16 protein-coding genes are annotated in these 13863 nt (G+C 55.7%); 3 read left to right on the forward strand and 13 right to left on the reverse strand.

From position 1 onward, the window contains the following. Positions 1–217: 217 nt before the first annotated feature. Positions 218–682: an anaerobic ribonucleoside-triphosphate reductase-activating protein gene (gene nrdG / locus AC6I4B_RS20610; protein ID WP_497767814.1), complete on the forward strand. Its 465-nt coding sequence runs from the start codon at positions 218–220 to the stop codon at positions 680–682. Between the two features lie 75 nt (positions 683–757). Here nrdG and AC6I4B_RS20615 read toward each other — a convergent pair whose 3' ends face one another. Next, positions 758–1339: a nuclear transport factor 2 family protein gene (locus AC6I4B_RS20615; RefSeq protein ID WP_497767815.1), complete on the reverse strand. Its 582-nt coding sequence runs from the start codon at positions 1337–1339 to the stop codon at positions 758–760. A 110-nt stretch (positions 1340–1449) separates the two neighbouring features. Here AC6I4B_RS20615 and AC6I4B_RS20620 point away from each other — a divergent pair, with 110 nt between their 5' ends. Then, complete coding sequence (locus AC6I4B_RS20620) at positions 1450–2340, forward strand: LysR substrate-binding domain-containing protein (protein ID WP_497767816.1); 891 nt, start codon at positions 1450–1452, stop codon at positions 2338–2340. A gap of 4 nt (positions 2341–2344) precedes the next feature. On the opposite strand, the gene AC6I4B_RS20625 is transcribed toward AC6I4B_RS20620, so the two are convergent. From AC6I4B_RS20625 to pmbA, 12 genes are all read right to left on the reverse strand, one after another. Next, positions 2345–4255, reverse strand: a complete 1911-nt coding sequence (locus tag AC6I4B_RS20625) for a BglG family transcription antiterminator (protein WP_497767818.1) — start codon at positions 4253–4255, stop codon at positions 2345–2347. Between the two features lie 22 nt (positions 4256–4277). Then, positions 4278–5429, reverse strand: coding sequence for a lactonase family protein (locus AC6I4B_RS20630; protein WP_497767820.1), 1152 nt, complete (start codon positions 5427–5429; stop codon positions 4278–4280). Positions 5430–5510: 81 nt separating this feature from the next. Beyond that, the gene (gene dagF, locus AC6I4B_RS20635; RefSeq protein ID WP_497767821.1) at positions 5511–6251 is read right to left on the reverse strand and encodes a 2-dehydro-3-deoxy-phosphogluconate aldolase; all 741 of its coding nucleotides are present in this window, start codon (positions 6249–6251) and stop codon (positions 5511–5513) included. Beyond that, a complete protein-coding gene (locus tag AC6I4B_RS20640; protein ID WP_497767822.1) occupies positions 6248–7366 on the reverse strand; it encodes a DgaE family pyridoxal phosphate-dependent ammonia lyase in 1119 nt (372 codons plus the stop codon). The genes dagF and AC6I4B_RS20640 overlap by 4 nt, the downstream gene beginning before the upstream one ends. After that, positions 7350–8483, reverse strand: a complete 1134-nt coding sequence (locus AC6I4B_RS20645) for an amidohydrolase/deacetylase family metallohydrolase (protein WP_497767824.1) — start codon at positions 8481–8483, stop codon at positions 7350–7352. Before AC6I4B_RS20645 ends, AC6I4B_RS20640 begins: the two co-directional genes overlap by 17 nt. 169 nt (positions 8484–8652) lie before the next feature. Continuing rightward, positions 8653–9297, reverse strand: a complete 645-nt coding sequence (locus AC6I4B_RS20650; protein ID WP_497767825.1) for a DUF4310 family protein — start codon at positions 9295–9297, stop codon at positions 8653–8655. A gap of 12 nt (positions 9298–9309) precedes the next feature. Beyond that, a complete protein-coding gene (locus AC6I4B_RS20655) occupies positions 9310–10086 on the reverse strand; it encodes a DUF4311 domain-containing protein (RefSeq protein ID WP_497767827.1) in 777 nt (258 codons plus the stop codon). 21 nt (positions 10087–10107) lie between these two features. Continuing rightward, on the reverse strand, positions 10108–10407 hold the full coding sequence (locus AC6I4B_RS20660; RefSeq protein WP_035892752.1) for a DUF4312 family protein: 300 nt from the start codon (positions 10405–10407) through the stop codon (positions 10108–10110). A 2-nt stretch (positions 10408–10409) separates the two neighbouring features. Next, positions 10410–10772: an SFCGS family glycine-rich protein gene (locus tag AC6I4B_RS20665; RefSeq protein WP_004206501.1), complete on the reverse strand. Its 363-nt coding sequence runs from the start codon at positions 10770–10772 to the stop codon at positions 10410–10412. 10 nt (positions 10773–10782) lie between these two features. Continuing rightward, positions 10783–11121 carry a glycine dehydrogenase gene (locus tag AC6I4B_RS20670; RefSeq protein WP_497767828.1) on the reverse strand — a complete coding sequence of 113 codons (339 nt, stop codon included), beginning with the start codon at positions 11119–11121 and terminating at the stop codon, positions 10783–10785. Between the two features lie 287 nt (positions 11122–11408). Further along, complete coding sequence (cybC, locus tag AC6I4B_RS20675; protein WP_497767830.1) at positions 11409–11795, reverse strand: cytochrome b562; 387 nt, start codon at positions 11793–11795, stop codon at positions 11409–11411. Positions 11796–11856: 61 nt separating this feature from the next. Continuing rightward, positions 11857–13209, reverse strand: a complete 1353-nt coding sequence (gene pmbA / locus AC6I4B_RS20680) for a metalloprotease PmbA (protein ID WP_497767831.1) — start codon at positions 13207–13209, stop codon at positions 11857–11859. A 94-nt stretch (positions 13210–13303) separates the two neighbouring features. Between pmbA and yjgA the strand changes: the two genes are divergently transcribed. After that, positions 13304–13855, forward strand: coding sequence for a ribosome biogenesis factor YjgA (gene yjgA, locus AC6I4B_RS20685; protein WP_497767833.1), 552 nt, complete (start codon positions 13304–13306; stop codon positions 13853–13855). Positions 13856–13863 lie beyond the last annotated feature (8 nt).

The following is a 13863-nucleotide window of genomic DNA, read 5'->3' on the forward strand; positions in this document are numbered from 1 at the left end:
GCTACGCTTACCGGGCCTACGGAATGACGCATTAATGCCCGGTGGCGCTACGCTTACCGGGCCTACGGAATGACGCATTAATGCCCGGCGGCGCTACGCTTACCGAGCCTACGGAATGACGCATTAATGCCCGGTGGCGCTGCGCTTACCGGGCCTACGGATCACACTCTCATTGTAGGCCGGGTAAGCGCAGCGCCACCCGGCATGGTTATACGCTATGAACTACCATCAGTATTATCCTGTCGATATCGTCAACGGCCCCGGCACTCGCTGCACCCTGTTTGTTTCAGGCTGCGTCCACGAGTGCCCAGGCTGCTATAACAAAAGCACCTGGCGGGTAAACTCCGGTCAACCGTTCACCGAAGAAATGGCCGACCGCATCATCGCAGACCTGAACGATACCCGCGTCAAACGCCAGGGGATTTCGCTCTCCGGCGGTGACCCATTGCACCCGCAAAATGTGCCGGAAATCCTCAAGCTGGTGAAACGTATTCACGCGGAATGTTCAGGAAAAGACATTTGGGTGTGGACGGGTTACAAGCTGGACGAACTCAACGACGCGCAGATGGAAGTGGTCAACCTTATCAACGTGCTGGTCGATGGCAAATTTGTGCAAGACCTAAAAGACCCGTCGCTTATCTGGCGCGGCAGCAGCAATCAGGTCGTGCATCACCTGCGCTAGAATGAAACAGGCGTCGCATCGCCAGAATATTTTCGCCGCTAGCGCGATAAAACGGAGATAGCAGAGTTTCCGTTTTCAGACCGCCAGCCAGCGCTTTGCGTCCGCCTTCATTTGTTGTTCGAGTTCACTTCCGCGCGTAGCAAAAACGCGCTCGACCGGGAAGCCGGTTTTTTCAAGCAGATACGCCAGCGCCGCATATTCACGCGGATATTTCGCCACCGTTTCCTGGTCTATTTCCACCGGGCCGAGCGGGAAGGTAAAGCTCGCCATATCGTAAATGCTCTGGCGTCTGAACAGCTTCCACACGCCATCGCGTTTTTCTGCCATATCGTAAAAGCGGTTGTGCCCAACGCATCCCACATTGAGTTTCACGTTTTCACCGATAATCATCGCGTTCGTCTCAACAATGGCCTTTGTCGCGTCGTGATTAAACGTCACCACCGGCGTGCCGATCAGGTGTTTAGTGCGAGCATCCGACGCGCCCATGCGCATGGAACCATCCACGAAATCACTGGCTGCGCCTTCAAACCAGGTGATCTCAATCGTGCCGTCGGGATGAAACAGATTACGCAGTTGATCCCATTCGCCCAGATCGCGATGGATCCAGCCGGTAAGCAGATCGGTAATTTGTTGACGATCGTCGAGGTAATTTTGCATGTTTTTTGACTCCTTCAGAGAATGGATTTCAGTTTTACCCCTCTTAAAGATAAAATCTATTAGATGAAATTGACCCATCATTCAATTTGAGTGAACCATGAGGCCATCGTATGGAGTTACGTCACCTGCGTTATTTTCTGGCGGTGGCCCAGGAGGGCCATTTTGCGCGCGCCGCTGAACGGCTGAATATTGTGCCACCGGCGCTGAGTATGCAGATTAAAGCGCTGGAAGAGGAGCTTGGCGGCCCGCTGTTTGTGCGCACCAGCCGTAAAGTGGAATTGACCGAGGCCGGACGACTGCTCCAGATTGAGGCACAGCGCACGCTGGATCAGGCCGAGTACGCAAGCCAAACCGTACAGCGATCTTTGCGGGGCGAAACCGGCCAGGTACGAATTGGTTTTGCCGGAAATGCGGTGTTTAGCGGCAAACTGACGCGCGATTTGCGCACTTTTCGCCACCATTATCCCGATGCGGAGATGGTAGTCAGTGAGATTGCCCCCCTGACCCAGGCTGACGCCATTCTGGCGGGGCAGCTTGATATTGGTTATTCCCCCGATCACGACAAACTCCACTCACCGGCGCTGATCGCGGAAAAAATTGGTTTGTGGAAGCGCATCGTGGCGATGGCAGATGATCATCCACTATCCCGCCAGTCCCGGTTGACGGTGGAGATGCTGGCCGCTGAACCGCTGATCCTCTACGATGCCCACGGCGCGGATGAGTCGTTGTATCTCGCTCTGAGTCAGATTCTGGGCCATGCCCCGCTCATTTCCCACTGTTCTGCCAGTTCGCTGAGTGTCCTTACGCTGGCGGCTGCGGGTTTAGGGCTGGCGTTAGTCCCGGAGCCACTGATGAATATTTCCGTTCCGGGAGTGGTGTACCGCCCTCTGGATGAACCCGGTCTTGCCGCCAATCTGATGCTGGTCAGTCGCAGGCAGGATAATAATGGCGCAGTAGCCGCTTTTCTCCGTATCGCACGTGATGATAGAGAGGGGGAATAGCCAATCAAAAACGGCTGACGCATTCCATCGCCACCGCTTTAAATTCCTCAAAGCTACGGGTCGCAGCGAGGCGCGCCATAGCGCGTTCGCGCAGGAAGGTGACGAAAATATCGTAGATAGCCATCGCCTCTTCATACTCACTTTTGCTGATGGCGAGCAGGAAGATGATATGCGCAGTTTCATCGCCCCAGGCGATACCTTCAGGGGCGATAACCGTATAGACCACCGTTTTTTTCGCCAGTAATCCCAGCGCGTGCGGCAGCGCAATGCCATCACCCAGCATGGTGCTGACTATGGCCTCACGTTCAACAACCGAGTCATGAAATTCAGCATCGACAAACCCTTCGTGCTGCAACTGCTGGCACAGCTCGGCAAACAGCGTTTGCTGGTCTATTGGCGTATCGATAACCCGGAAGTGGGTTTCATCGAAGTATTTATTCAGCATCCACGGGCGGGTACGATCGACCAGCACCAGCTTGCCAATTTGGTCTAGCTGATAGTCGGTTGGGAACGGCGCGATAGTCACAACCGGCTTATCTTTTTCACTAATGCGCACCGTCGAAATAATGAAATCTTCTGGCACGGCGTCGAGCTGTTCGTACTCGCGCTGCGAAAGTGTCGCGGCAATCTCCACCTGTGGGTATTTACGCTGCAAAATGGCTTCGATCATTCGCACCATCGCCTTACCCGCATCGCACACCAGCAGCACTTTCGGCTGGCGCTGATAGCCAATGTTGTAGTGGCGTTCCAGCCCAACGCCAATGTGCAGCACCAGGAAGCCAATCTCATTTTCACTGATCGCATACGGCGTATATTTACCCCAGCTAGAAACGGCGGCCAGCGTCATATCCCACGCCATCGGGTAGTGCTGTTTGATGTTATCAAGCAGCGGATTAGGGATCATTATCTGGTAACGCACCCGCGTTATCATGGTTTTAATATGCGTCAGCAAATCGGCGTGCAGTTGCGCGTCGTCCAGCAGGTTGTAGTTATATTGCTGGTTGATATAGCGCAGGATGTAATTGACCAGCGCTTCGTCGTCGTCGGCGCTGATCGTGCCGGGGTCCACGTCCTGCACCTGCCGAGCGGCAAGGTGAACGCACAGCCACTCTTCTTCTGCCGGGGAGAACGTTTTGCCCGCCAATTGTTGCAGCGCAACAGCCAGGTCATGCGCCACATCACGGACGTTTTGCGCGACATCTTCGGCGCTGAAATCAGCCAGCGGATACCCTTCGCTAACGCGGCGAACCACTACCGCGCCATACAGGCAGATAAAACGCTCCCCCGCATCGGTCAGGCGCACATGATGCAGAGCGAGTGTTTCCTGTAGCCCCTCTTCCAGCAGCGCCAGCACGTTGGCATCCAGCGCCTCCTCGCGAATCAGCGGGTTTAGCGGCCCTTGCTGGCTCAACTCCCACAGCAGATCCGTCAGACAAGCGCGAATCGACACTTCACTGCCAAATAGCTTCATGCCGTGGCGCGGGCGGGTTTCCAGCGTTAATTGATAGCGCTGCAACCGCTCGCGGACATCGACCATGTCGCCTTGCAGCGTCGCACGGCTGACAAACCAGGAGTCAGCCAAATCCTCTAGCTTGAGAGAAAACGCTGACGTCAAAAAACGCACCAGCAAAAAGTGGATACGTTCCTGGGCGGTGCGTGGAATATGCTGCTGTTTGGGGGCGGCCTCAGTCAGGCTCTGGTAGCGCGAAGGGTCATCAATTTTTAGCTGATAACCGCTGCCGCGCGCCAGCACAAACTGCGCGCCGTGGTGCATCAACAGCGCGTTTAACGCAGTGATATCGGCGCGAACGGTACGCGTTGAGACCGACAGCCGCTGCGCCAGTTCGTCCTGGGGCAGCGTTTCGTTTTGCAGCAGGGTAAAGAGTTGCGCTAAACGTTGGTTGGGAAATCGCATGTCGGATCCTTCATTTTACGGCTTAAGGTTGAGCAGAAATCACCATTTGAGATGGGCTGCCAACCGGGGTGTAGTCCGGTGAAAACGTGAGTTTACCGTCCTTCGGCGCCACGCTAAATCGCGTAATATTATCGCTACGCTGATTCATGACATATAGCCAATGTCCTTGATTATCCAGCGTTAACGTCCGTGGATAATCCCCGCGCGTCCAGATATCTTCCTGATGGTTCAGGCTGCCGTCAGCCATCACGGTAAAGTGGGCAATGCTATTGTGTAAGCGGTTGGCGACATACAACTGTTTGCCGTCCTGGCTTAATACCAGGCCCGATGCAAAGCTGGTTCCTTTGTACTCTTTTGGCAGCACAGAAACCGTCTTGCCTTCACGCAGCAGGCCGCTTTGTTTATCGAGGTGATAAAAGGTCAGCGTCGAGGACTCTTCGTTAATCAACCATAGTCCATCTCCGGTCGGCGTAAAGACAAAATGGCGCGGCCCCGCCCCTGGCGACGATGCGGCGATAAACGGCGGGTCGTTCGGCGTTAACTTGCCGCTAACGCTGTCGATCCGGTATTGATAGATTCGGTCCAGCCCCAGATCGGTCGAGTAGACAAACTGGCCGCCAGGATCGGCGGCGATCATATGGGCGTGCGGGCCATTGTGGTCGCTCATCGCAAAGCTGCCTTCAACGGCGGCGGCGGGACGTTCCGCACCGGCTGGCCCTTTATCTTGCTGCACATCCACCGCCTCTCCCAGACTGCCATCGTCTTTCACCGGCAGTACGGCTATCGACCCGCTCACGTAGTTTGCCACCAGCAGATGACGACCATTTGGCGTTAACGACAGAAACACCGGGCCGCTGCCGCCAGAAGCCACCTGATTCAAACGCGTCAGCTCACCGTTGGTGTTAATACGCCACGCCTGTATCACGCCGTTTTCCACTTCGCTGGCGAGGTACAGCGTTTTGCCGTCCGCCGTTACCGTCAGTTGCGCCGCGTTAGGCAGCGTACTCACCACCGTTTTATCGCGCAGTTCGCCGGTTTTACCGTCGAGGGTAAAGCGGTACAGGCCTTCGCCATTCGGGTTGTAAGTGCCCACCCATGCGTACTGAGTTTGCGCGGCGGCGCTGGCGGCAAGCAGAGAAAGTGACGCAACAAGCAGGTGACGAGCGGTTAGCATGGTGGCTCCTTGATGGTTCGGTGAGAGGTTATTTTCCCCTCTCCCCTTTGGGGAGAGGGCTGGGGTGAGGGGCAATCGGCACTACTTCACTAACGCTTTCGTCATTTCCAGCAGCGCGCGAACGTCTGCCGGACGGGTGTTGCCGCTGGCTTTATCGATAATTGAACTATAGATATGGGGAATAATTTTGCTCACTCCAGCGTCCAGAGCAATTTTCAGAATTTCGCGGTAATTTTCAAGATCGATACCGCCGGTCGGCTCCAGCCAGAAATCATGGCGTGCGCAGGCTTGCGCCACGGCCACAAACTCATCGCGGTGCTTCAGGCCGCCCATCGGGAAATATTTAATAGAGCTGCCGCCCATATCTTTCAGCAGGGCAATGGCGGTTTCCAGCGGCACAATGCCATCCGGTGCATTGCTGCTCAGCGGGCCGGTGGAGATTTTGACCATCCCAACCGTGCCGGTGGGTGACACCAGGCCATTAACCACCGTTTCACTCTGCCCCAGCAGCGCGCGGCTGGTGGCGACACCTGTGAACACCTGGTTTACGTGCTGTGGTTGTACCTGACGGGAAATCTCGCTCACCATCGCCGACTGGTTCGGGTCGCCTGCGCCCAGCCCCACGGAAAGTGCGTTATCAATCAGCGCGGCGTATTCACGCATATCCGCCACCGCGCTGGCGATGTCCGGGTAATGTTTGGAGAGCACGCCCACCAGCACATGACCTTCCGCCGCTTCATAAATCTCGCGGGCGTTGTCTTTGCTGCCTGCCAGTACGTTCAGGCACACACGGTCACGGTAAAAATTGGGGGTCAGTTTCATGCGGTTTTCTCCTTATTCAGAACCTCTGCGATGCGACGAGAGACAATCTCAAGCTGCTGCGCGTTCACGCTGCGGACATCGGCTTCGATAATACCTTCGTTAGCTTTATAGCCACGGAAGTAGATGGCGTATTCGCCCTGTTTCAGCGCGTTAACCACGTCGCCAGTTGGGACGCCAGTCACCGCTTCATCAAATTTAATTTCGGTACGAGCAATATCACGCCCGGCGCTGTCCCAGACCACGCGCGCGGTGACACCGTTCAGGGTATTGAGCTGGTCAATAAACGGCGTCATCTTCGCCACCATTTCTTCGCCGCTCTCTTTACGCGCGGTCAGGTAGTGCTCAATGGCGCAGGTCAGGCCAAGAATGCCCTCTTTGCCCACTTTCATCGCGCGACCAATACCGCTGGACTGGCGTTTGACCCACTCAACGTACTGCGTTTTACCGATAACCAGCCCGCTGGTTGGCCCTTCAATCGCTTTTGCGCCGCTGTAAATCACCAGATCCGCGCCCGCGCGATAGTAGGCTTGCAGGTCTTCTTCCGCCGCCGCATCAACAATCAGCGGCAGGTTATGGCTGCGCGCCACGGTTGCGGCCTGTGCAACGCTGAGCATACTTTTCTGCACACAGTGGTGAGATTTGATATACAGAATCGCCGCCGTGCGCGGGGTGATTGCCGCCGCCAGTTGCTCGGCGGAGCATTCGTTCGCATAGCCCGCTTCCACCAGCTTGCCGCCGCCCAGCGCGACCATCGTGCCAACCGGCGCGCCAAAGTTAACGTTGTGGCCTTTCGGCAGGACGATTTCGTTATTTTCAATCGGCGTAACGTGTAGGTTTTCCAGCAGCCAGTCGCTGTCTTTGACCAGCACTGCCGCAACGGACTGGGCAATCCCCGCAGAGGCGCAAGAGACAACGGTCGCCCCTTCTACGCCCAGCAATTTGGCGATGTACGCCCCGGTTTTATTCACCAGGTCTTTCATCTCGAAATACTGGTTCATCCCCGCCATTGCGGCTTCAACGACTTCCGGGCGGGGCGTTGAAACGCCGAGCGCCGTCATGCGCCCTGAAGTGTTAATAACCTGTTTTAAATCATATTTTTCAAAAATCGAAGGCATTTTCCGCACTCCCTTGTTCGGTCAGATAGCCCTTGCCTGCGCGGATCGCGGCAAGCGGCAACAGAATTTTGTCAGCCTGAAGGCTCTCTTTTTCGGCATCCACCAATAAGGTCGGCGTCTGCGCGAGGGTAAATACAGTCAGGTCAGCGTCATAACCCACGTCCAGCCGCCCTTTGCGCGTCAGGCGCAGGCCGTCGGCGGCGTTTTCGGTCACGCAGGCAATCACCTGCGGCAGTGACATGCCAATGGCGAGGAACTTCGACATTACCAGCGCCAGAGAGCGCACCGGGCCATCGATACGGTTACGGCAGTAAATATCGGAGCTGATGGTGTGCGGCAAAATGCCCATCGCAATCGCCCGCCGCGCCACCTCAAAGCTGAAGCTCGCCGTGCCGTGGCCGACGTCGAGGCGCACACCGCGCTTGAGCGCCCGGACAATAGAACTGCGCAGCTCGCCTTCCGGCGTCAAAATGCGGTTGGGTTTGCCGTTATAGCAGTGGGTAATGATGTCGCCAGAGGTGAGTAGCTCGGCAATTTCGTCCAGATTCGGCGGGTTATTCCCAATGTGTACCATCAGCGGCAGGTCGCCGTTTTCTTGCTGAATGGCCTTTGCCCGCGCCAGTGGCGTGATGCCGTTTTCGCCCACCACGCTGCTGCTCATGCGCGCTTTCAGGCCGACGATAAAATCAGGATGGCGCAGCACCGCTTGCTTCACCGCCCCGGCGTCGATATTGGCCATATTCGCCAGTTCGTTTTGTGCAATCAGCCCAACGCGGGAAATATTCAGCAGTGCGTAGACGTCGGTCGCCGCTTTACGGGTTAGCTGATAGAAATCATCCACGTCGTCGGCGCCGGTGCTGCCCGCATCAATCACCGTGGTAACACCGGTAGCGATACCGACGCTGTCGGGTTGATCATGGTAAATAGGCGAGTTCGGGTAGCAGTGAACGTGTGAGTCAATCCATCCTGCGCTGACGTAGTATTTGCCGTCCAGCGCCACGGTTTTACGAGCAGGCGCGCTAATCTCGCCCAGCGCCGCGATTTTCCCGTCCTGGATGGCGATATCAGTCAGGGTATCGTCAACGAGTCGCGCACGGCGCAGGAGTAAATCAAACATATCTCTCTCCTGTAAAATGGGGGAACCTGTTGCCGGATGGCGGCTACGCCTTATCCGGCCTACGAGTTCGTGCTGGTTTTTTGCCGGATGGCGGCTGCGCCTTATCCGGCCTACGGGGTCGCGGTTCTGCACAACCTGTAGGCCTGATAAGCGAAGCGCCATCAGGCGGTTAGCTAATCGCTACCGGGAAGATAGATCCCAGGAGCATCGCGCCGAGAATTGCGCCGCCGGTAATCGGCTTTTGCCAGATGTAAAACAGCAGCGCGCCAATCAACGAACCGATACCAATAGGAATTGAAGCCGTCATCGCGCTGAGGATAATCAACGGCCCAAGAAAACGACCCGAGGCATTACCGGCGCCCATCATCACGTCAGCACCGTAGGTGGAATCGCTCTGATTGATGGTGAATTTACGCGCCAGAATGATGATGTAACCAATGGCCACACCAATCACCAGCCCAGTAATCAGCGAGGCAATAAAGTTGGTCACCGGGAACATAATCCCCGCACCGAGCAGCAGCGCCGGAACGCCCAAGCCTACGCCAGTCTGAATCGCGCCGCCGATGTCCAGAATCCCCACCAGCGAGCCTTCGATAATGCGCGCAAACAGGAAGCTCGCGCCGAACGCCGCCACCGCGCCGTACGCCCCGGTATCAATCCCCGCACGCAACATGGAGACAAACGCCACTTCGTTAAACGCGCCGATACCGTAGAGGTAGTACATGTGTGTCCCGGCAAATACGCCGGAGGAGAGCAGGCCAACGAAGATCGGGAACGACCAGTCGGCGTACCAAAAACCTTTATTCTGTTCCATATCAGGCTCCTGTTATTTGCCGCTGAGTGAGTTGTGGATGAGATCCAGCCAGTTCGGCACGGTCAGGTGGAAGGATTCGATCATCTTCATATCGAAGCCACGGAAGAAGGCGCTCAGGACGAACAGCGCAACGATAGCGCCCATCATCACTTTGGTGACGCGGTTCCAGCCGCTTTCTTCTACCCCTTTACCAATCAGGATGCCCAGCACCAGGCCCGGTACGGCGTTGCCCATAATCAGTTGCGCAGCACCACCGAAAATGGTGGCCCAGAAGCCCGATTTTTTACCGGCATCAATCGCTGCCAGCCAGAAAATCACCGGCATCACGGTGTTGACCAGCAGGTTTGCCGCCGGGACGAGCACTTTCACCGCCGTCACCTGCAACGCCTGCGGTACTGAAGAGGCCGTCAGGTTCAGGAAGGCGACAACAATCATGCCGATGATGCCGCAGGCAATCGCCATTTTTTTCGGGTCGTGCAGTGTTTCGCCTACGTTGCGGTTTTTCAGCATCAGCGCTGCCGCGCCCCAGTTCGGGATAATGCGGTGGTCAACGTCCTGAGTGAAGGAACCTGCTGCAACAGAAGAAGCCCAGGCGTTAAAGAAGAAGCCGAGGCCAAAGGAGAAGTGGGAAGCCGGATCGCCTTCGCAGGAGTTCAGCTCGCCCAGAGTACGAAATGCGCCCATCCCCTGGGTGGTGGGCGCATGAAACATGCGTGCCGCTCCGGCCCCCACACCGACGCCAACCAGGCCGCCGATAATGAGCGATTTTATTAAAATTATCAGGAACATAATCTGACCCTTTGGTAAAAATCAGGTTTGCGTGACGAAATCCACTTTATCGATGTCAATGGCGGTCACGTTGACGGTAACGTCCAGCTCCACGCTGTACGCTCGTCGTTCACGACGTAAAAAGAAGAATAAGAACGCCTCTTTTCGCACCGCTTCACGCGCATGAACAACTTGCACATCCTGTGGCTCAATACGCAGTAAGATGCGCGATGATGTTTTCATCACCGCTGCCTGCACATGGTTCAGGGCATCGGCGAACGCCCGTGTTTTGCTCTCGCCTTTGCCCGTGACCCTCACCGTGGTGGTGAATTGCTCTTTCATCGTTAAGCGCCGTACTTCTTCTTCCAGGCTTCTACCAGGCGCTCGCCCAGCTCTTCTTTGTCCATAAAACCGAAGCCCAGGACATTGCAGCCTTCGTTGATGGCGGTAACGCCCTCTTCTACTGAACGCATCCCGTATTTTGCTTTGTAGCCGTATTTAGTTTGCGCGGTGATAGCGCCCGCGCCGCCGCTGCCGCAGAAAGAGATGCCAAAGGTGGCGTTTTCCGCTTTCATCATGTCACCCAACTTCATATCTGCGGCCACGCCCGGAACCACAACTGCACGAGCACCGGCTTTTTCTGCGCCAGCGGCAACTTTTTGTCCTTTCCCCAGGCGGTCGCCAATAACTACGGTGATTTGTTCCATTTTTTGCTCCTTACAGGTTGTCTTTTGCTACTTCGAAGTGAACGGAGAGCAGCCAGGCCTCTTCATCAGGCAGGTTGCCGAACTCCGCGACCACTTCGCGGGCAAGCATCATTGAATCTTCAGAAATTTCTTCAAACAGGCTGGCATCCACTTCCGGCAGCGGCTCGCCGCTAATTGACCGGTGGGCCATCGCCCGCACGTGGGAAGTCAGCATTTGCTCCTGCACGTCGTTAGGGGTGATATCGCGTCGGCGTAACAGAGCGAACACCTGCTGCAACATTTTGTCGGCCAGCTGTTCTGTCTGCGTTGCCTGCTCCCCTGCGTCGTGTATTACCGCTCCGTTATTCACTTGTATTTCCCCGCTAATGTCTCTGGGGATAAAACTAACGCCGGGGAGGGGGAGTTTGTAGCGAGTTGTTTTCCACTTCGAAGTGGAAAGGAGGACGGCCTGGGTGATCTGATTCACATATTCATCACGAATATGATGATATGGATATATTCTCGTGATGGATGTCACGTCTAAGCGTCAAGGCAATAGGAAAACGCAATGGGAAAATAAAGGAGAAAAGTGTGATATCGACGGAATTTTCAGGGGTGAGAAGCGGGAGACATCAGCAGATGCCCCCCAATAAAGGCTCAGCGGAACTTCTTGTGGTTCTCGTTACGGGTAGTTTTTAACTCTTGAGCTGCCGCCTGGGCCTCTTTGAGTTTGCCTTCGTTCGCCAGCTTCAGCGCGCCATCAATCTGGCCGATCAGCACATCAAAACCGTGGCGATAATCTTTCATCTCTGCGCTGTCAGCCGCTTTGCCTTCCAGCTTCGGCGGAGTTTCTTTCTGCGCATCGACGGCTGCCGTGCGCATTTTGGTCAGCGCTGATTTCAGCTCGCCGACATCCGTAGTTTTTTCGACTACCTGAAGATTTTGCGCCAGCGTATCCATATCTTCGCCCAGATCGGCAAACGCCGACGCCGAACCGAGGGCAAAAGTAGAGACCGCCAACATCGCTAACAGAGTTTTACGCATTGCTCACTTCCTTTTTATTATTTAAGCAAAACGGGCGCAGCAGGATGCGCCCTAAACGTGATTACTGGCCGGCGATTTTCATCTCCGGTAACAGTACGGAACCACACTGGATATTACTACGCGTCTCAATATCGTCGGCAATGGTGACAATATTGCGCCACATATCTTTCAGGTTGCCCGCGATGGTGATTTCGCTCACCGGATACTGAATCTCGCCGTTTTCAACCCAGAAGCCCGATGCACCGCGCGAGTAATCGCCGGTTATCCCACTCACACCCTGCCCCATCAATTCAGTGACGACAAGACCAGTGCCCATCTCTTTAAGCAACTTTTCAAAACTCAGGCCACGCCCGGCGATGCGCCAGTTATGGATGCCGCCCGCATGACCGGTGCTCTTAAGCCCCAGCTTACGCGCGGAGTAATTAGTCAGCAGCCATTGGGTCAGTACGCCGTCTTTAATGATCTCGCGGCGTTCAGTGCGCACGCCTTCGCTGTCGAACGGCGTAGACGCCAACCCTTTCAGCAGGTGTGGATGTTCCTCAATGGTCAACCATTCCGGCAGAATTTGTTGGCCGAGAGAGTCCAGCAGGAAGGTGGATTTACGATAAACCGAACCACCGGCAATCGCGCCGACCAGGTGACCAAACAATCCGGTTGCCACTTCATTGGCGAAGATAACCGGTGCTTGCATGGTCGAGAGCTTACGCGGAGACAGGCGCGACAGCGTGCGGCGCGCGCACTCTTCGCCAACCCATTCAGGTGTTTGCAGGTCGCCCAGCGCACGGCCAATGGTGTAGGCGTAATCGCGTTCCATATCGCCGTTTGCTTCGGCAATCACACAGCTAGAGAGGGAATGGCGCGTCGAGCAGTAGCTTTGCAACATGCCGTGGCTGTTACCAAACACTTTAATACCGTAGTGGCTGTTGAAACTGCCGCCTTCGGTATTGGTAATGCGTTTGTCGGCTTTCAAAGAAGCCTGTTCCGCGCGCGCCGCCATTTCGATGGCTTCATCCGGGGTGACTTCCGCCGGGTGGAACAGGTCTAAATCTGGGGCTTCAAATGCCAGCAGATCTTTATCCGCCACGCCTGCGCATGGGTCCGGCGAGGTATAACGGGCGATATCCAGCGCCGCCTGTACGGTACGGGCAATGGCGTCTGGGCTGAGATCCGTAGACGATGCGCTACCTTTACGGTTCTGGTGATAAACGGTTATCCCCAGTGCGCCATCACTGTTGAATTCGACGTTTTCGACTTCACCGTAGCGAGTGCTAACGCCGATACCGGTGGTTTTACTGACCGCGACTTCTGCGCCGTCTGATTTACCTGCCGCCAGCTCCAGCGCCGTGGAGACGGCTTTTTCCAGCGCAATACGTTGTTCCGCAACTTGTGTGGTTACTTTCATCATCAATGCCATAATCTGAGGTAAAGTTAAATGAAGTCTAACAGAGAACCCATTCTCAGTATGCGCTCAAGCTGTTAGTATTAGCCTCTTTTTTAAGGAGCCTGAAATGACAAAGCAGCCCGAAGACTGGCTCGACGAAGTCCCCGGTGACGATATCGAGGACGAAGATGATGAAATTATCTGGGTCAGCAAGAGTGAAATTAAACGTGACGCCGAAGAGCTGAAAAAGCTGGGGGCGGAACTGGTTGAGCTAGGTAAAAACGCGCTGGAGAAGATCCCGCTGGATACCGACCTGCGCGCCGCAATTGAGCTGGCGCAGCGTATCAAGATGGAAGGCCGCCGCCGCCAGTTGCAGTTGGTTGGTAAAATGTTGCGTAGCCGCGACGTCGATCCGATTCGCCAGGCGCTGGACAAGCTGAAAAACCGTCATAACCAACAGGTCGTTCTGTTCCATAAACTGGAACAATTGCGTGACCGCCTGGTTGATGAAGGTGACGATGCGGTTGCCGACGTGCTGAACCTGTGGCCTGACGCCGACCGTCAGCAACTGCGTTCGCTGATCCGCAACGCCAAGAAAGAAAAGGCCGCGAACAAGCCGCCGAAATCGGCCCGCCAGATTTTCCAGTATCTGCGCGAGTTGGCAGAGCACCAGGAATAAGCCCCACA

It is taken from the genome of Kluyvera fluvialis (genome assembly GCF_059725275.1).